Below are 17,682 nucleotides of genomic sequence, written 5' to 3'. Positions count from 1 at the left end.
CTGCGGGCCTTCGGCTAAACCGCCCGCGACCGATGCCGCCAAACGCAGGGGCGACCCATGAAATTCACTCTGTCCTGGCTCCGGGATCATCTGGAGACCGAGGCCACGCTCGACGAGATCCTCTACGCGCTCACCGACCTCGGGCTCGAGGTCGAAGGGGTGGAGAACCCCGGAGACCGCCTGAAGGACTTCACCATCGGCAAGGTCCGCGCCGCCGAAAAGCATCCGGACGCGGACAAGCTGAAAGTCTGCATGGTTGAGACCTCGCAGGGGGAGAAGCAGATCATCTGCGGCGCCCCCAACGCGCGTGAGGGGATCACGGTCGTGATCGCCCATCCCGGCACTTACGTCCCGGGCATCGACACGACGATCCAGGTCGGCAAGATCCGCGGTGTCGAGAGCCACGGCATGATGTGCTCCGAGCGCGAGATGGAGCTGTCGGACGAGCACGACGGCATCATCGAGCTCCCCTCCGGCGAAGTCGGCGAGCGGTTCGTGGACTGGCTCGCGGCCAATGACCCGGCGAAGGTCGACCCGGTGATCGAGATCGCGATTACCCCGAACCGTCCCGACGCGCTGGGCGTCCGGGGCATCGCCCGCGATCTCGCGGCGCGGGGCCTCGGCACGATGAAGCCGCTCAGCGTCGAGCCGGTCCCCGCCAGCTTCGAGGCGGAGACCAAGGTGACCATCGCCGAGGACACCCTGGACGGCTGCCCGCTCTTCTGCGGGCGCGTGGTCCGCGGCGTGAAGAACGGCCCCTCTCCCCAGTGGCTGCAGGACCGGCTGCGCGCGATCGGGCTGCGTCCGATCAGCTTCCTCGTCGATGTGACCAATTTCTTCACCTACGACCTGAACCGGCCGCTGCACGTCTTCGACCTGGACAAGGTGAAGGGCGACCTGCGCATTCACCGCGCCGAGGGCGGCGAGACCCTGCTCGCGCTCGACGAGCGGACCTACACGCTCCAGCCCGGCCAGATGGTGATCTCGGACTCTGAAGGGCCGGAGAGCCTCGCCGGCATCATGGGCGGCGAAGAGACCGGCTGCACCGAAGAGACGGTCAACGTCTTCGTCGAGAGCGCCTACTGGGATCCGATCCAGATCGCCTACACGGGCCGCGCGCTGAAGATCAATTCGGATGCCCGCTATCGCTTCGAACGGGGCGTGGATCCCGCCTTCACTCCCCAGGGCGTCGAACATGCCGTGCGCATGATCGTCGATATCGCCGGCGGCGAGGCCTCGCAGTTCATCCAGGCCGGCGAGGTTCCCGACACCTCGCGTGCTTACCGGCTCGATACCGACCGCGTCGTCAGCCTCGTGGGGATGGAAATCCCGGCCGAGGAACAGCGGCACTCGCTCGAGGCGCTGGGCTTCACCCTCGACGGCGACATGGCCAGCGTCCCCTCGTGGCGGCCCGATGTGCAGGGCGAAGCCGACCTCGTCGAAGAGGTCGCCCGCATCGCCTCGCTGACCAAGCTCGAGGGGCGGCCGATGCCGCGCACCGAGACGGGCGTGCCGAAGCCCATCCTGACCACCGGCCAGAAGCGTCAGCAGATCGCGCGCCGGACGGCGGCGGCGCTCGGGCTGAACGAGTGCGTGACCTATTCGTTCATCGACGCGGCATCGGCGGAGCTCTTCGGCGGTGACGACTCGGCTCGGCTGGAGAACCCGATCTCCTCGGAAATGAGCCACATGCGCCCGCAGATCCTGCCGGGCTTGCTGCAGGCCGCCGCCCGCAACCAGGCGCGGGGCTTTCTCGACGTCGGTCTCTTCGAGGTCGGCGCCGCCTTCTCGGGAAGCGAGCCGGGCGAGCAGGAGACGCAGATCGCCGGGGTCCGGATCGGCCGCACCGGCCCGAAGGAGGTGCACGGCACCTCCCGGGCCGTCGATCTCTACGACGCGAAGGCCGATGCCGAGGCCCTGCTTGCGGCCATCGGTGCGCCCGCCAAGGTCCAGATTCTACGGGGGGCCGAGGGGTGGTGGCATCCGGGCCGCCACGGCCGGATCTGCCTGGGCCCGAAGAAGGTGCTCGGCGTCTTCGGCGAGCTTCACCCCAAGGTGCTCGAGGCTCTCGACGTGAAGGGCCCGGCGGTTGGTTTCGTGATCTGGCCCGATGCGGTGCCTGAACCGCGCAAGACCTCCGCCACGCGTGGCGCGCTCACCGCGCCCGATTTGCAAGCCGTCGAGCGCGATTTCGCCTTCGTCGTCGATGCCGACGTCGATGCGCTCACGCTCGTCAACGCCGCGGCAGGGGCCGAGAAGGGCCTGATCGAGGACGTGCGCGTCTTCGACCAGTTCGTCGGCGGCTCTCTCGGCGAGGGCAAGAAGAGCCTCGCGATCACGGTCCGTCTTCAGCCCTCCACGGCGACGCTGACCGACAAGGAGATCGAGGCGGTCGGCGCGAAAATCGTTGAAAAGGTCCAGAAGGCCACGGGCGGTACGCTCCGCGGCTGATCGAAGGAAAGGGAGAGGCATGACGCTCAAGGTCTATCTGTCCGGCGAGATCCACACCGACTGGCGTGTCGAGGTGGCCCAGGCCTGCGAGGGGCTCGATGTAGAGTTCTCGGGTCCCGTCACAGACCACGGCGCGAGCGACGACTGCGGCGTCGCGATCCTCGGGGCGGAGAGCGACAAGTTCTGGCACGACCGCAAGGGGGCGGGCGTCAACTCGATCCGTACCCGCACTGGCCTTGAGAAGGCCGACGTGGTCGTCGTGCGCTTCGGAGAGAAGTACAAGCAGTGGAACGCGGCCTTCGATGCGGGCTATGCCTCGGCCCTCGGCAAGCCGCTCGTCATCGTTCATCCGCCCGAGCACCAGCATGCGCTCAAGGAAGTCGACGCCGCCGCCGCCGCGGTGGCCGAGACGCCGCTCCAGGTCGCGCAGATCCTGCGCTACGTCGAGACGGGCAAGCTGCCCTAAGCGGCGTCGGGGTCGGGGATTCTCCGGCCCTTCTGCGCTGCCGGCCGGTCGAAGAAGCGTTCGATGTAGGCCGGCACGTTCTTCAGTTCGTCGAAGCCGACGGCCTCTTCCGCCTCGTAGAAGTGGATCGCGTTCAGCCATGGTGCGAGCGCGATGTCGGCGATCGAGAAGAAGTCGCCCGCGATCCACTCCCGGTCCTCGAGCTCGCTCTCCACGACAGAGTACAGCCGCTTCGCCTCGTCGGCGTAGCGCGACTTGGCGTAGGGCACGTCCTCTTTCGCCATTTTGTGGAAGTGGCCGAGCTGGCCGAACATCGGTCCGACGCCGCCCATCTGGAACATGACCCACTGGATCACCTGATGCCGGTCCGCCGGCGTCTCACCAAGCAGCTTGCCGGTCTTCTCGGCCAGGTAGATCAGGATCGCCCCGCTCTCGAAAAGGCCCATCGGCCGACCGCCCGGCCCGTCGGGGTCGATGATCGCAGGGATCTTGCCGTTGGGGTTGAGCGAGGTGAAGGCGTCGCTCTTGACGAACTCGTCGCCGAGTCTGACCAGGTGCGGCTCGTAAGGCAGCCCCAGTTCTTCCAGGGCGATCGACGCCTTGACCCCGTTCGGCGTGGGGAAGGAGTAGAGCTGGATGAGATCCGGATTGGTCGGGGCCCATTTCTGGGTGATCGGGAAGGCGGAGAGGTCGGCCATGGAGCGGTCCCTTTTCTGAGGCTTCTCCAGAGCTAAGCGCCCGGGCGCCGAAGAAAACCGTTTGCCGCTCCGTCATGCGGCGGTAAGCATGTGCGCGTCCGCGCAGAGAGGCGGATCGATCCGGAGCGGAGGCGCCTGTCATGATCCAGGAATTCAAGGACTTCATCGCCAAGGGCAACGTCATGGACATGGCCGTCGGCATCATCATCGGCGCGGCCTTCACCGCGATCGTGACCTCCCTCGTCGCCGACATCATCAACCCCGTGATCGCGCTCTTCACCGGCGGGATCGACTTTTCGGGCTGGTTCTACGCCCTGAACGGAGAGACCTACCCCTCGCTCGCCGCGGCGCAGGAGGCCGGCGCGCCGGTCTTCGCCGTCGGCAACTTCCTCATGGCGGTGATCAACTTCCTCATCATCGCCTTCGTCGTCTTCATGCTCGTCAAGATGGTGAACCGCGTGAAGGCCGCCGCTGAGAAGCCCGACGAGGTCGCGCCGGAGGTGCATACCGGCCCCTCCGAACTCGACGTGCTGCTGGAGATCCGGGACTCCCTCAAGCGGTGACCCGGACCGGCCCGTGGTCAGGGCCGGTGATCCATCGCCTCCGCCATGCGGCGGGTGTTCTGGTAGATCCCCAGTCCGAGGTAGAGGAGCCCGGAGAAGAAGATCACGTAGAGCATCCCGACGATGAAGACGAGCAGGGCCGCGCCTGGCCCTCCGCCGAATTGGCCCATCGGACCCATTCCCGGGGCCATGGCGGCGGGTGACCCGATTGCCGTCATCACTGTGCCTGCGACAACCGCCAGCATCATCAGGATGACGATCACGTCCACGAGCCTCTCGAACAGGTTGATGAAAAAGTCGCGCATCTGCTCCTCCGTAAACCACACAGGGAGAGGATGACGCCGCCACCCGGCGCACGGAAGGGCGCGGGGAGCAGGGGCGCCGCGACCGTGGCCGCGGCGCATCCTGTCAGTAGCTGTAGTCTTCGTAGATACGGGAGAGGTCGCCCTTCCACGGGCCGTTGTATTGCTCCAGGAGTTCATCGGCGGGGACCATGCCCGTCTCGATGCTGTCCTCCAGCGCGTGCAGGAAGTGACGCTCGTCGGCGACCATGCCCCCGAGCCCGGGCCTCGCCCGGTTCTTCAGCCCGGAGCGCGCGATGTCGACGACCTCGCGGGCGAGGTCCTGCATCCGGCGTCCGCCGACCTCCGCCTGAAGTCCATCGACCGAGGCGGCCACGCGCCAGGCATCGCGGGTCTCCGCGTCCCAGCCCTTTGCCAGGTCCCAGGCGGCATCGAGCGCGCTCTGGTCGTAGAGCAGCCCGACCCAGAGGGCGGGCAGGGCGCAGAGCCGCCTCCATGGTCCGCCGTCGGCGCCGCGCATCTCGATGAACTTCTTGATCCGCGCCTCGGGGAAGATCGTCGTCAGGTGGTCGGCCCAGTCCGACAGCGTGGGCGTCTCGCCCGGCAGCGCGGGCAGCTCCCCTTTCAGGAAATCCCGAAAGGACTGGCCGAGCGCGTCGATGTACTTGCCCTCGCGGTAGACGAAGTACATCGGCACATCGAGCGCGTAGTCCACCCAGCGCTCGAAGCCGAAGCCCTCCTCGAAGACGAAGGGCAGCATGCCCGTGCGGTTGGGATCGAGATCGCGCCAGACCCTGCTCCGCCAGGACTTGTGGCCGTTCGGCCGACCGTCGAGGAAGGGCGAGTTCGCGAAGAGGGCCGTGGCGACAGGCTGCAATGCCAGTGCGACGCGCAGCTTCTGCACCATGTCGGGCTCTGAGCCGAAGTCGAGGTTCACCTGCACGGTGCAGGTGCGCCGCATCATGGTGGTGCCCATGGTGCCGACCTCTTTCATGTAGCCGTCCATGAGCTTGTAGCGGCCCTTGGGCATCAGCGGCATGTCCTCCTGCCGCCAGATCGGCGCCGCGCCGAGGCCGATGAAGCCGACGCCGAGATCGTCCGCCACGCCCTTCACTTCCCTCAGGTGCTCGTTCACCTCGTCGCAGGTCTGGTGAATCGTCTCCAGCGGCGCGCCCGACAGCTCGAGCTGGCCGCCCGGCTCGAGGCTCACGTTGGCGCCGTCCTTCTCCAACCCGATGAGATGCCCGCCCTCCTCGATGGGGCTCCAGCCATGGCGGTCGCGCAGACCTTCCAGGACGGCCCGGATCGAACGCTCACCCTCGTAGGGCAAGGGCTTCTGGGTATCGCGGCAGTAGCCGAACTTCTCGTGCTCGGTCCCTATGCGCCAATCGGCCTTCGGCTTGCAGCCCGCCTCCAGATAAGCGGCGAGCTGGTCGCGAGACTCGATCGGGCCGCCGCCCGACTGGGGAATGGACATGGTCAGCTCCTTGGGGCGGCGCCTCGGGCCCTCAGAGGTGCGCCGAAGGCCGAGGTATTGTCAATGTGCGGCGGCGCGGGTGCGTCTCTGCGCCGGATGATGTCAATGAAGCCTGCGCGGAGGCGCCTGCCAGAGGGTCACCGCGTCCGAGGGCCGGTGGGACAGGGCGTTGACCACGGCCTCGGACCTGAGGCCCGGAAGCCGGGCGAAGAGATCGAAGAGCCTGTCCGCGCCCTCGGCATTGACCGGGACCGTCAGGACCTCGCCGGTCTCCATCGTCAGCACCCAGGACGCGCCCGGTGGCGCGGCCGGGTCGAGCTCCAGCCTGTGCAGCAGGTCGAGGTCGGCGACGCCCCCGGTCTCCGGCCCGTAGTAGACCAGCCGTGCCTCGTCGACGGTCACCACGCCCGGTCCGCCGCCGCCGGGATTGAAGCGCAGGCGCTGCGAGCCGGCGTAGGCCAGCGCCAGCCCGCAGATGGCAATGGCGACGCCAAGCCACCGCAGGACACCGAAGCTCGTCACGCCCCACCAGAGGCCGAGAGCGATCAGTAGGGCGGCCGCGATGACCTCGCGCCAGCGACGCAGCGACCGGAGGAGCTCGGGACGAATGAAATCAGACATGAACCCGGTCCTTCAGCAGGAAGAGGGTGAAGGCGCCGATCCGCCGAAACCCGATGGCGGTGTAGGCACGCACCCCCGCCTCGCCGGCAGCGAAAAGGGTGGCGCGCGTGGCTCCCGCCGCCCGGGCCTCTGCCAGGTGGAGGGCGACGGCGCGGCGGGCGTGGCCCTCTCCGCGAAGCTTCGGCGGCGTGTAAACCCCGCCGATCTGCACGATCTCCGGTAGCGCGGAATTGAAACCCGTCATCGCGAGCGGTCTGCCGTCGTCGACCAGGACGCGATGCGACCCGGCCTCCAGGATCTTCGCGAGGCTGTCCGCGCCCGTGCGCTCCGCGCTCTCCGGAGATAGGCCGAGCGCCTCCACCTCGTAGGCGATGCGCCACCTCAGCATCGTCTCCCGGTCCGCCTCGGCAAGCGGGATCAGCTCACCGGGCCCGTCGGGTACGGCCAAATCCTGCAGCTTCATCGCGAAGTGCGGGTCGTCGCGGTCGAGCATGGTCGGCCGACCGGCGAGTCCGAGCCTCTCGATCAGTGGGCGCGACTCGTCTGCCGGCCCGATCACGGCGGAAACCGCCGCGCCAGAGAGCGCCCGTGCCGCGGCGGCCCAGTCTTGCGAAGGCAGGCAGGGATTGACCGAGCCGTTGCGGTTGAGCGCAAGGGCGTCGGTCACGCCCTGCCGCCCGGCGACCCAAAAGCTCGGCGCGTACTCTGCGGGCCCGTCCAGACCGTGCCGGAGGAGGTTTGACAGCGGGAACATCGTCCGCTCGACATGGGCCTCGAGCAGCCTGCGGATCCCGGGCAGGTCCGATTGGCCCGCGCGCCTCAACGCCAGTCCCCGCAGGCGGCCTGCCAAAGGGCCAGGGCCGCCACTGCAGCGGTCTCTGCCCGCAGGATGCGGGGGCCGAGCGAGAGGCTCTGCGCCAGTCCCGCGAGCTTGCCGCGCTCCTGCTCGGAGAACCCACCTTCCGGCCCGATCAGCAGTGCGGCGGGGGCAGGAGGGAGCTCGCGCGCCACGGCGTCGCCCACGAGACCCTCGTCGCAGAAGACGAGACCGCGCTCCTCCGGCCAGTCGGCCAGTACCCGGTCGAGCCGTGCCAGTTCCGCGACCTCTGGCACGGTGACCGCGCCGCACTGTTCCGCCGCCTCCACGGCATGGGCCTGCAGCCGGTCCCGCCGGATGCGCTCGGAATTGGTGAACTCGGTCTGCACGGGGCAGAGGCGGGAGACGCCCATCTCCACCGCCTTTTCGACGATGAAATCCGTCGCGGTCTTCTTCACCGGCGCGAAGAGTAGCCAGAGGTCGGGTGGATGCCACTGCTCCGCTGTCCGGATCTCGCAGAGGATCGTCCCGCCGCGCTTGCCCGCGCTTTCGACCCGCGCCTGCCACTCGCCGTCCCGCCCGTTGAAGACTGCGAGTTCCGCCCCCTCGCCCAGGCGCATTACGCCGAAGAGGTAGTGCGCCTGGTCCCGCGTCAGCTCGACGGTTTGCTCCGACCCCAGAGGCTGATCTACAAAGAGGCGGATACGGGGCATCGCAGAAGGATCCTCCATGACGGACCAGAGTACGGGGCCAAGGGGCGCAGTCGCCGACGCGGTGTCGGGCAATTGGGTCGATACCCGGGCGCCGGAGGCTTGGAAACCCTACCTGCGCCTGTCGCGTCTCGACCGGCCCATCGGCACATGGCTGCTTTTGCTGCCCTGCTGGTGGGGCGTGGGCCTGGGCGCGCTGTCGAAGGGCGCCTTCACGCTGCTCGACCTCTGGATCGCGATCGGCTGCGGTATCGGCGCGATCCTGATGCGCGGCGCCGGATGCACCTGGAACGACATCACGGACCGCGACATCGACGGCTCCGTCCGCCGCACGGCAGAGCGCCCGATCCCCTCCGGCCGGGTCACGGTGCCGCAGGCTCTCGCCTGGCTCGTCGCGCAGTGCCTCGTCGCGCTGCTGATCCTGCTGACCTTCAACTGGGCCGCGATCGGCCTGGGGGTGCTCGCCTTGGGACCGGTGGCGATCTACCCCTTCGCCAAGCGCTTCACCTGGTGGCCGCAGATCTTTCTCGGGCTCGCCTTCAACTGGGGCGCGCTCCTGGCCTTCACAGCCTCCACCGGGGCGCTGGGCTGGCCTGCTGTCGCCGCCTACCTCGGCGGCATCTTCTGGACGCTCTTCTACGACACGATCTATGCCCATCAGGACGCGGAGGACGACGCGCTCATCGGGGTGAAATCCACCGCCCGCCTGTTCGGCGAGCGCTCCCCGACGTGGCTGCGCCGATTCCTCATGGGGGCCGTCGCCTTCCTCTCGCTCGCCGCGATCTTGGCGACGCTGGAGGCCGGGATACTGCCGCTCGTCCTCGCGGCTTGCGGCGCCTGGGCCATGGGGTGGCACCTGACCTGGCAGCTTACCCGCTTCGATCCGGACAACGATCCGCGGCTTCTCAGCCTCTTTCGTTCGAACCGAGACGCGGGGCTGATTCCCCTGCCGTTTTTCGCCTGCGCCCTTCTGGTCTGATTGCGGCCCCCGCCAGCCGCGACTAATCAGGCGCGACCCGAAACGACTCCCAGGCCGATCATGCGCCTCTCTGCCATCCTCCCGCCCCTCGCCGTCTTCGCCCTCGCGGCGCTTCTGTCCGTCGTGGGCGCGCGCGCCGCGGTCGGCGTGGTGGAGGACCGCTCGGTCACCGCCGTCCGAGAGGCGCTGACCGACGAGGGCATGAGCTGGACCAGCGTGCTGGGCGACGGGCTGCAGATCATCCTCGAGGGCGAGGCGCCCTCCGAGGCGGTCCGCTTCCGCGCGATCACCGTCGCGGGGACCCAGGTGGATGCCAGCCGGGTCATCGACAACATGTCCGTGGCCGACCCGGACGGGATCGCACCGCCGGAGTTCGCGATCGAGATTCTACGGAACGACGGTGGGGTGACGCTGATCGGGCTGGTGCCCGAGACGACCGACCGCGAGGCCATGGCCGACCGGATCTCCCAGCTGTCGGGCGGGATCACCGTGACCGACCTGCTGGAGAGCGCCGATCACGCGGCGCCTGAGTCCTGGCGGCCCGCGCTCGATTTCGCGATCTCGTCCCTCGCGGACCTGCCGCGCTCCAAGGTGTCGGTGACGGCCGGACGTGTCGCCATCGTCGCCATGACCGACAGCCCCGAGGCGAAGCGCCGGCTGGAGTCCCAGCTTGTCCAGCGCCGGCCCGATCCTGTGAGGCTGGCGCTCGACGTCTCCGCGCCCCGACCGGTCATCACGCCCTTCATCACCCGCTTCGTCATCGACGAGGACGGCGCGCGCTTCGAGGCCTGTGCCGCCGACTCCGAGGAAACCTCCCGCCGCATCTCGCGGGCGGCGCGCGAGGCCGGCTTCGAGGGCAGCATCGTCTGCCCCGTCGGGCTCGGCGTGCCCTCGCGCACCTGGGGCGAGGCCGTCGCCCAGGGGATCGCCGCCGTCGGAGAACTCGGCGGAGGAACCGTCACGCTGACCGATGCCGACGTCACCCTCGTCGCCCCGGTCGGCACGGAGCAGGCCATGTTCGACCGGGTCGTCGGTGAACTCGGAAATGATCTGCCGGAGCTCTTCGCGCTCGAAGCCGTCCTGCCCGAGCCGCCGGACGAGACCGAGGACGAAGTCGCGGAGTTCACCGCGACCCTGAGCCCGGAGGGTCTCGTCCAGCTGCGCGGGCGCGTTGCGGACGCGCTGATGAACACGACGGCCGAGAACTACGCCAAGGCGAGCTTCGGTAGCGCCGAGATCTCCATGGGCACCCGCATCTCCGAGGAGGTGCCGCAGGGCTGGTCCGTACGGGTCCTGGCCGCGATCGAGGCGCTTTCGGTGCTCGAGAACGGGTCCGTTCTCGTTCGGCCCGAGAGCTTTTCCGTGAGCGGCGTGTCGGGCCGGCAGCAGGCGCAGACGGAGATCTCGCAGCTCCTGGTGGAGAAGCTCGGACCCGAGGCGGAATTCGAGGTTCAGGTGCGCTACGAGGAAAGCCTCGACCCGATCGCCGCCCTGCCGACGCCGGAAGAGTGCCTGCAGCAGATCACCACGGTCACGGACGGCCGCAAGATCACCTTCGAGCCGGGTAGCGCCGACATCACCGGCGAGGCGCAATCGGTGATGGACGACATCGCCGAGATCCTGCGCCGCTGCGCCGACCTGCAGGTCGAGGTCGCGGGCTACACCGACAGCCAGGGCCGCGAGGAGATGAACCAGCGCCTCAGCCAGGACCGCGCCGAGTCGGTGCTCCGCGGGCTGCGCGAGCGCCGCGTGCCCGTTGGCTCGTTCCGCGCGGTCGGCTATGGCGAAGAGAACCCGATTGCGGATAATGAGACGGAAGAGGGCCGCGAGGCCAACCGCCGCATCGAGTTCAGCCTGATCGACCCCGAGGCGGAGGACGCCGCGGCCGGGGACGAGGAGACCGAGCCGACGGCAGAGGTTTCCGAGAGTGCGGAGACCGACGGGGACGGGAACGACGGGGACGATGAACAGGACTGAATTCATAATCGCGACCGCCGCGATCCTTTTCGTGGCCTTCTGTCTCGGCTGGTTCGCGTCCTGGCTCATCAACCGGTTCACCCGGGTCACCAAGGCCGACATCGGGGAACTCGACCGCATGGCCCAGGCGCTCCACGAAGCCGAGGAGACCCGCGACCAGGCGATCACCTATCTCCAGCAGCGCGAAGCGGAGATGACCAATCAGCTCCACCAGACCGAAGCCGAGCTGCGCGCGGCCATGGACGGCCTGCGCGAGGCCCGGCACGAGGCCGAAGAGCTGCGCGCCTACATCGAACGCTACAACGTCGGCGCCTGATGCCGGGACGGCGCTCGCCTCCGGCGACGCCCCGCCCGCCGTCCCATGGGGTGCCCGGATGCCCTGCGGGCCCGACAGCGCGGCGCGTGCGAGAGGTATTTGGGGCTAGATGAAGGGGAGGGTCAGCCCCTCGGCGCCGCGGCGCGTCTCAGGCGGTCGTTGATGGCGGCGCCCAGGCCGTGGTCGGGGATCGGGGCGACCGCGATCCGCTCGGCGCCGCTCCTGTCGATCTCGTGCAGCGCGGCGAAGAGCCGCGCCGCGGCCTCGGTCAGGTCGCCGCTCTCCGAGAGGGAGAGATCGCCCCGGATCGCACCGAAGCCCAGGTGAGTCTCGCCCCGTTCGGGCGTCTCGATGCCCAGCCGGACCCGGCCCGCCGGGGCGTAGTGCGACGCCAGCTGCCCCGGAGCGGTCGGCGTCTCGCCCTGCGCCGGACGCGTCAACGGCTGCCCCAGGGCCTCCTCGATCCGCTCCGCCGGCAGACCGCCAGCCCGCAGGAGGGCGGGGGCTCCGGCCAGCGAGACGATGGTGGATTCCACGCCGACGCCGCAGGCTCCACCGTCGAGCACGGCGCTGATGCGGCCCTCCAGCCCGGCCAGGACATGGTCCGCCGTGGTCGGGCTCAGCCGTCCCGAGGGGTTCGCCGAGGGCGCGGCGACCGGCCCGCCGAAGGCCGCGAGCAGGGCCCGGGCGACGGGGTGGTCCGGGACGCGCACCGCGAGCGTCGGCAGTCCGGCAGTGACGAGCGGCGAGACCGGCGCCCCCTCCCTGAGCGGCAGGACGAGGGTCAGGGCGCCGGGCCAGAACCGGGCAAGCCTCTCGGCCCCGGGCGGCAGCTCGCAGAGGGTCCCGACGGCCTCGGCGTCGGGCAGGTGGACAATGAGTGGGTTGAACCGGGGCCGGTCCTTGGCGGCGAAGATCCCGGCCACCGCGGCGTCCGAGCGCGCGTCGGCCCCGAGCCCGTAGACCGTCTCCGTGGGGAAGGCGACGGTCCGGCCCTCGGCCAGCAGGGCGGCGGCGCGGGCGAGGCCGGCATCGTCGGGAGCAAGGCGCAGGGTCATGACGTGGCGTTTCGGTTGCGGCGGGCCGGGGCAGCGGATCACCCTGTGGGCACCGCGCCCGGCCCGGATACCGCTCCGCGCGGGCGCTGCCAAGCCGCGTGGCCCCCGGAGTTGATTTTCATGACCTATGCCGCCCCCGTATCCGAGCTTCGCTTCCTGCTGGAGCATGTCGCCGGCCTCGACCGCGTTGCGGGGACCGAGCGGTTCGCCGAAGCGACGCCGGACATGGTCGACGCGATCCTTACCGAGGCGGCGCGCATGTGCGACGAGGTGCTGGCGCCGCTGAACCGCAAGGGCGACGCCGACCCGGCCCGGCTCGAGAACGGCGTGGTCCGCACCCCTGAAGGTTTCGGTGACGGATGGCGCGCGATCTCCGAGGGCGGCTGGATCGGCATCTCTGCCTCTCCCGAGCATGGCGGCCTCGGCCTTCCGATGCTGCTCACCACCGCGGTCAACGACATGATGTCGGGTGCCTGCCTCGCCCTGCAGCTCGCTCCGCTCATGTCGCAGGGCCAGATCGAGGCGCTGGAGGCCCATGCCAGCGACGAGATCAAGGCGCTCTACCTGCCGAAGCTGGTGTCGGGCGAGTGGTCCGGCACGATGAACCTGACCGAACCGCAGGCCGGCTCGGACGTGGGCGCGCTGCGCACTCGCGCCGAGCCTAGGGGCGACGGGACCTACGCGGTGACCGGTCAGAAGATCTACATAACCTGGGGCGATACGGACTTCGCCGAGAACGTCTGCCATCTCGTCCTGGCGCGCCTTCCCGGTGCGCCGGAGGGGACCAAGGGCATTTCGCTCTTCGTGGTGCCGAAGTACCTGCCCGATGCGGAGGGCCGGCCGGGCGAGCGGAACACGCTGAAGGTCGTGAGCCTGGAGCACAAGCTCGGCCTGCACGGCTCGCCGACGGCGGTGATGGAGTACGAGGGCGCGACCGGCTGGCTCGTCGGCCGGGAGAACGGCGGCATGGCGGCGATGTTCACCATGATGAACAACGCGCGCCTCGGCGTCGGCACGCAGGGGATCGGCGTCGCCGAGGCGGCCTTCCAGCAGGCCGCGGCCTGGGCGCGGGACCGCAAGCAGGGCAAGGCCGCCGGGACGGGCGCCATCGTCGAACATGCCGACGTGAAGCGGATGCTCGCGACCATGCGCGCCGAGACCTTTGCCGCGCGGGCCATCGCTCTGATGTGTGCGGGCGCCATCGACATGGAGACCGCCACGGGCAGCGCGGCGCAGGCGGCGCGTGCCGCCCTGCTCACGCCCATCGCCAAGGCCTTCGGGACCGAGACCGGGATCGCGGCCGCCGACACGGGCATCCAGGTGCATGGCGGCATGGGCTTCGTCGAGGAGACCGGCGCCGCGCAGTTCCTGCGGGACGTGCGGGTCACCGCCATCTACGAGGGCACGAACGGTATTCAGGCGATGGACCTCGTGGGCCGCAAGATGAAGGACGGGGGCGAGGCGGCCTTCGCTCTGACCGACGAGATCTGCGAGGGGGCCGAGGCCGCCAAGTCCAGCGCGCCGGATCTCGCCCATGCCGTCTACGAGGCCGCGGAGACCCTGCGGGAGGCGACCGAGGCCCTGGTGGCCGCCGACCTCGAGGCGCGCTTCGCGGTCGCCGTGCCCTACCTGCGGGCTTTCGCACTCGTGCTGGGCGGGCACGCCCACCTGGCCGCCGCCGTTCACGGCGATGCCGCGCGGCTGCGGCTGGCCGAGTTCTACATCCGGACCATCCTCCCCGAGCATGCCTCGCTGCTGGCAGGCGTCTCGGAGGGCGCGGCGGTCCTTGCGCTCGAGGCGGGCGAGCTGGCGGCGTGAAGGACGGACCGACAGGGCTGACATTCCCCTGGGAGACACCGCCCGGTGATGGCGAAGCCATCGAGGTGGCCGAGGGTATCCTCTGGATGCGGCTGCCGCTTCCGATGAAGCTCGACCACGTCAACGTCTATGCCCTGGACGAGGGCGACGGCTGGACCATCGTCGATACCGGGATGGACAGCGGGCGCAGCCGCGCGATCTGGGAACGGCTGCTGGCCGCGCCGCTGGGCGGCAGGCCGGTGCTTAGGGTGCTCGTCACCCATCACCACCCCGACCACGTGGGCCTGGCCGGATGGTTCGCGGAGCGCGGCGCGCGGCTCTGGAGCTCGCGCACGGCCTACCTCATGGCCCGGATGCTCGTGCTCGACGAACAGGAGAGTTGGCCCGAGGAGACGCTCGCCTTCTACCGGGGCGCGGGCATGTCGGAGGAGGTCTACGCCGCGAGGGTCGAGGATCGTCCGTTCAACTTCGCCGACATCGTCGCGCCCCTACCGCTCGGCTTACGCCGCTTGGAAGAGGGAGAGTGCGTCGAGATCGGCGGCCGGCGCTGGGACGTGCGTCTGGGCGGCGGCCACGCGCCCGATCATGTCACGCTATGGGACAGGGATACGCCGCTGGTGATCGGCGGCGACCAGTTCCTGCCGGGAATCTCTCCGAACCTCAGCGTCTATGCCACCGAGCCGGAGGCGGATCCGGTGTCCGACTGGATCGAGTCCTGTCGGCGGTTCGCGGGCCATGCGACGGAGTCGCAGCTCGTGCTGCCCGGACACAAGCTGCCCTATCGCGGCCTGACCGACCGTCTTCGGCAGATGGAAGAAAACCACCACGCCGCGCTCGGCAGGCTGGAGGCCCACCTCTCCGAGCCCCGCGCGGCCGGCGAATGCTTCCTGCCGCTCTTCCGGCGCGAGGTGTCGGGCGGGGAATACGGTCTCGCGCTGGGGGAGGCCTATGCCCATTGCCTCCACCTCTGGCACGCGGGCCGCGCCACGCGCGAAAAGGACGGCGACGTCTGGCGGTTCCGGGCCGTTCGCTAGCGGCGGCATTCCGCGGGTCCGATTGACGCGGACGGGTCCGCGTCTACGCTACCCCGGATGATGGAAGACGAGATTCACACCACCGCCGAGTTCGAGGAGCGCGCCGTCCTGCCGCAGGTCCGCGAAGTCCATACCGCCCCCGGCCAGAGCGAGATCGAGGTTCCCAGGGCGCTTACGGAAGCGGCCCGGGGAAAGAGCGCGGCGCGCTGGGCCTACGAGCGGCTCATCGTCTACATCCGCAATTTCGAAAAGGGGCTCGACGCCGAGCAAGAGGTCGCGATGGGATTCACCGGCGGCGATGCCGGCATCATCCGGATCGAGGGGCTCGGCTATTTCGACCCCGACATCGTGACCTTCTACGGCTCCGATCCGTCGGGCGCGCGGACGCAGGTGGTGCAGCACGTCGCCCAGTTGAACGTCCTGCTCCGCGCCCTTCCCAAGAAGGTGGACCGGCCGGAGGCGGTCCGCATCGGCTTCCGGCTCGCGCGCGAGCTCGAGGAGGGGGCTGCGACAGAGTGACGTTTTCGTGTGGGTGACACGGGCGCGCGCATCGTCTATCCCACCGCCGGACGCCCATTCAGGAACAGGCACATGGCAGAGCACAAGCACGGCGACATGAACATCGAGGACCAGGAGAAGACCTTCGAGGGCTTCGTGAAGATGGTGACCCGTGGCGGCATCATCATCATCGTGTCTCTGATCTTCCTCGCGCTGCTGAACGCGTAGGACACATGGATCGCCGCGTCTTCCTTCTCGGCGCCTCGGCGCTCGGACTCAGCGCCTGCGGCGCGGCGGAACCGGTGTCGACGCCGCAGAGCGTGCTGGACAGCCGGGCCTACGTGCATCCCGGGCCTCCCATGCTGTCGCTCTTCACCATGAAGAACGTCAGCAACGGCAACGGCATGCACACGGGCCTGATGATCAACGCCAGCCAGCGCGTGATCTTCGATCCCGCGGGCACCTTCGGCGGCGACGTGGCGGAGCAGCCCTGGGGCTACCTCGTGCCCGAGAACAATGACGTCCACTTCGGCATCACGCCGGAGATCGAGGATTTTTACGCCCGCTACCACGCGCGGCAGAGCTATTACGTCCTGCGGCAGGATCTTCCCGTTGACGCGCAGCAGGCCGAAGTCGCGCTGCGCAACGCGCTGTCCTACGGCGCGGTGCCCAAGGCACAGTGCACCACCGCCACCTCGCGCATCCTCAAGGCTGTTCCCGGGTTCGGCGACATCAACGTGACGCTCTGGCCCGATCGACTTTCCGACCAGTTAGCCCGCCGTCCGCGCGTCTCCTCTCGGGAGTACCGGGAGAACGACAGCGACGACAAGACGGCGGCCGCCGAGGACTTCCGGCTGAGCGACGCTAGCCGGTAAGCCAGATCCCGGCGTAGAGTACCGCCGCCCCGGTCCCGATCGCGATCAGGACGTTCTTCGTCCAGAGCCCTGCCAGAAGCGTCGCACCCGCGGCCGCGAGGCGGGCCGGATCCGGCTCTCCACCGGTCGCGTCGGGCCAGAGCACGAGCGGCGCGACCATCCCTGGAATGACCGCGACCGGCGTGTAGCGCAGCAGCCGCAGGACCCAGGGCGGAAGTTCCCTCCCGCCAATCAGGCCGAGGAAAGACAGCCGGATCGCGAATGTACCGACGCCGAGCAGCGCGATGAGGAGCCAGACTTCCGCCGTTGTCATGCCGGTCGCACCATGAGTGTCTCGACCACCGCGCCCGCGACCATCGCGCAGGCCGCCGCGATCAGGAGGCCGAAGCCCGAGGGCAGCCATGCCAGTGCCAGCGCCAGCACGACTGAGGTCAGCGCCGCGGCGACATGGGCCAGCGTCTTCAGCATCGGCGCGATGAGCGAGATGAAGGTGATCGGCAGGGCGAAGTCGAGGGCGAAGGCCTCCGGGATACGGCCTCCGACCAGCGCCCCGAAGAGGGTCATGCCCGTCCAGAGCGTCGCGATCGGCAGGGCCACCCCGAGGAAGTAGGCGACCTTAGATGGCAGCGGCAGCGCCGGCTGCGCCTCGTAGCGCGCGACCGACAGGGCATAGGACTGGTCGAAGTTGAAATAGCCGCAGAGCGCCCGTTGCCAGAACGGCGCTGGCCCGAGGTGCGGTGCGAGCGCCGCGGAATACATCGCCATCCGCAGGTTGACCGCGAGAGCGCCAGCCAGCGCGAGGAAGACACCCGCCCCGTCGGTCATCAACTGAAGGGCGGTGAACTGCGACGCGCCCGCGATCACCAGCATGGTCATCGCCATGGTCTGCGCGATCGGCAGCCCGGCCTCGGTCGCCACCACCCCGAAGAGCATCCCGAAAGGCGCGATCACGATGAGGAAGGGCGCCGCGTCCCGCAGGCCGCGCAGCGCTTCGGATTTCGGCATGGTCGCGGTCACCCGGC

The 17,682-nt window shown here is 69.3% G+C and carries 20 protein-coding genes; 11 read left to right on the top strand and 9 right to left on the bottom strand.

The features are described from left to right. Positions 1-57: 57 nt before the first annotated feature. Positions 58-2,451: a phenylalanine--tRNA ligase subunit beta gene (gene pheT / locus F3S47_RS04870; RefSeq protein ID WP_150444060.1), complete on the top strand. Its 2,394-nt coding sequence runs from the start codon at positions 58-60 to the stop codon at positions 2,449-2,451. Between the two features lie 19 nt (positions 2,452-2,470). After that, positions 2,471-2,917: a YtoQ family protein gene (locus F3S47_RS04865; protein ID WP_150444059.1), complete on the top strand. Its 447-nt coding sequence runs from the start codon at positions 2,471-2,473 to the stop codon at positions 2,915-2,917. On the opposite strand, the gene F3S47_RS04860 is transcribed toward F3S47_RS04865, so the two are convergent. After that, positions 2,914-3,615 (bottom strand): glutathione S-transferase family protein, encoded by a 702-nt coding sequence (locus F3S47_RS04860; protein WP_150444058.1) that lies wholly within the window; start codon positions 3,613-3,615, stop codon positions 2,914-2,916. The genes F3S47_RS04865 and F3S47_RS04860 overlap by 4 nt on opposite strands. Before the next feature lie 140 nt (positions 3,616-3,755). On the opposite strand from F3S47_RS04860, the gene mscL reads away from it, so the two are divergent. Then, positions 3,756-4,178: a large conductance mechanosensitive channel protein MscL gene (gene mscL, locus F3S47_RS04855; RefSeq protein ID WP_150444057.1), complete on the top strand. Its 423-nt coding sequence runs from the start codon at positions 3,756-3,758 to the stop codon at positions 4,176-4,178. Positions 4,179-4,195: 17 nt separating this feature from the next. Here mscL and F3S47_RS04850 read toward each other — a convergent pair whose 3' ends face one another. The 5 genes from F3S47_RS04850 to F3S47_RS04830 form a co-directional block, all read right to left on the bottom strand. Continuing rightward, positions 4,196-4,483 (bottom strand): hypothetical protein, encoded by a 288-nt coding sequence (locus tag F3S47_RS04850; RefSeq protein WP_150444056.1) that lies wholly within the window; start codon positions 4,481-4,483, stop codon positions 4,196-4,198. Between the two features lie 103 nt (positions 4,484-4,586). Then, a complete protein-coding gene (locus F3S47_RS04845) occupies positions 4,587-5,957 on the bottom strand; it encodes a glutamate--cysteine ligase (RefSeq protein WP_150444055.1) in 1,371 nt (456 codons plus the stop codon). A gap of 102 nt (positions 5,958-6,059) precedes the next feature. Beyond that, positions 6,060-6,578 (bottom strand): hypothetical protein, encoded by a 519-nt coding sequence (locus F3S47_RS04840; protein WP_150444054.1) that lies wholly within the window; start codon positions 6,576-6,578, stop codon positions 6,060-6,062. Next, entirely contained in the window at positions 6,571-7,401 is an 831-nt protein-coding gene (locus tag F3S47_RS04835; RefSeq protein ID WP_150444053.1) for a GNAT family N-acetyltransferase, read from the bottom strand. The genes F3S47_RS04840 and F3S47_RS04835 overlap by 8 nt, the downstream gene beginning before the upstream one ends. After that, positions 7,398-8,108, bottom strand: a complete 711-nt coding sequence (locus tag F3S47_RS04830) for a 16S rRNA (uracil(1498)-N(3))-methyltransferase (protein WP_150444052.1) — start codon at positions 8,106-8,108, stop codon at positions 7,398-7,400. The genes F3S47_RS04835 and F3S47_RS04830 overlap by 4 nt, the downstream gene beginning before the upstream one ends. Before the next feature lie 16 nt (positions 8,109-8,124). Between F3S47_RS04830 and ubiA the strand changes: the two genes are divergently transcribed. Genes ubiA through F3S47_RS04815 form a run of 3 tightly spaced genes read left to right on the top strand, consistent with a single transcriptional unit; the run spans position 8,125 to position 11,377 of the window. Continuing rightward, on the top strand, positions 8,125-9,084 hold the full coding sequence (gene ubiA / locus F3S47_RS04825) for a 4-hydroxybenzoate octaprenyltransferase (RefSeq protein WP_150444051.1): 960 nt from the start codon (positions 8,125-8,127) through the stop codon (positions 9,082-9,084). A 60-nt stretch (positions 9,085-9,144) separates the two neighbouring features. Continuing rightward, positions 9,145-11,061: an OmpA family protein gene (locus F3S47_RS04820; protein WP_150444050.1), complete on the top strand. Its 1,917-nt coding sequence runs from the start codon at positions 9,145-9,147 to the stop codon at positions 11,059-11,061. Next, entirely contained in the window at positions 11,048-11,377 is a 330-nt protein-coding gene (locus F3S47_RS04815) for a hypothetical protein (RefSeq protein ID WP_150444049.1), read from the top strand. The genes F3S47_RS04820 and F3S47_RS04815 overlap by 14 nt, the downstream gene beginning before the upstream one ends. A 122-nt stretch (positions 11,378-11,499) precedes the next feature. Here F3S47_RS04815 and F3S47_RS04810 read toward each other — a convergent pair whose 3' ends face one another. Then, entirely contained in the window at positions 11,500-12,435 is a 936-nt protein-coding gene (locus F3S47_RS04810; protein ID WP_150444048.1) for an L-threonylcarbamoyladenylate synthase, read from the bottom strand. Between the two features lie 120 nt (positions 12,436-12,555). Here F3S47_RS04810 and F3S47_RS04805 point away from each other — a divergent pair, with 120 nt between their 5' ends. The 5 genes from F3S47_RS04805 to F3S47_RS04785 all read left to right on the top strand — a co-directional run bounded on the left by F3S47_RS04805 (position 12,556) and on the right by F3S47_RS04785 (position 16,660). After that, positions 12,556-14,253: an acyl-CoA dehydrogenase gene (locus tag F3S47_RS04805; RefSeq protein WP_150444047.1), complete on the top strand. Its 1,698-nt coding sequence runs from the start codon at positions 12,556-12,558 to the stop codon at positions 14,251-14,253. After that, entirely contained in the window at positions 14,250-15,287 is a 1,038-nt protein-coding gene (locus F3S47_RS04800; RefSeq protein WP_223877718.1) for an MBL fold metallo-hydrolase, read from the top strand. Before F3S47_RS04805 ends, F3S47_RS04800 begins: the two co-directional genes overlap by 4 nt. Before the next feature lie 60 nt (positions 15,288-15,347). Then, positions 15,348-15,806 (top strand): DUF6173 family protein, encoded by a 459-nt coding sequence (locus F3S47_RS04795; protein ID WP_150444046.1) that lies wholly within the window; start codon positions 15,348-15,350, stop codon positions 15,804-15,806. 72 nt (positions 15,807-15,878) lie between these two features. Further along, positions 15,879-16,013 carry an aa3-type cytochrome c oxidase subunit IV gene (locus tag F3S47_RS04790; protein WP_150444045.1) on the top strand — a complete coding sequence of 45 codons (135 nt, stop codon included), beginning with the start codon at positions 15,879-15,881 and terminating at the stop codon, positions 16,011-16,013. A gap of 5 nt (positions 16,014-16,018) precedes the next feature. Then, entirely contained in the window at positions 16,019-16,660 is a 642-nt protein-coding gene (locus tag F3S47_RS04785; protein ID WP_150444044.1) for a hypothetical protein, read from the top strand. Here the strand turns inward: F3S47_RS04785 and F3S47_RS04780 are convergent. Together F3S47_RS04780 and F3S47_RS04775 are read right to left on the bottom strand one after the other, a co-directional pair. Continuing rightward, positions 16,650-16,973 (bottom strand): AzlD domain-containing protein, encoded by a 324-nt coding sequence (locus tag F3S47_RS04780; RefSeq protein ID WP_150444043.1) that lies wholly within the window; start codon positions 16,971-16,973, stop codon positions 16,650-16,652. The genes F3S47_RS04785 and F3S47_RS04780 overlap by 11 nt on opposite strands. Further along, complete coding sequence (locus F3S47_RS04775) at positions 16,970-17,665, bottom strand: AzlC family ABC transporter permease (RefSeq protein WP_150444042.1); 696 nt, start codon at positions 17,663-17,665, stop codon at positions 16,970-16,972. The genes F3S47_RS04780 and F3S47_RS04775 overlap by 4 nt, the downstream gene beginning before the upstream one ends. Between the last annotated feature and the right edge of the window lie 17 nt (positions 17,666-17,682).

The sequence above is a fragment of the Histidinibacterium aquaticum genome (assembly GCF_008710275.1).
In the GTDB taxonomy this organism is placed as follows: Bacteria; Pseudomonadota; Alphaproteobacteria; order Rhodobacterales; family Rhodobacteraceae; genus Oceanicola; species Oceanicola aquaticus.
The sequence above is the reverse complement of the archived record's forward strand: the minus strand, read 5'-3'. Positions and strand labels throughout refer to the sequence as shown.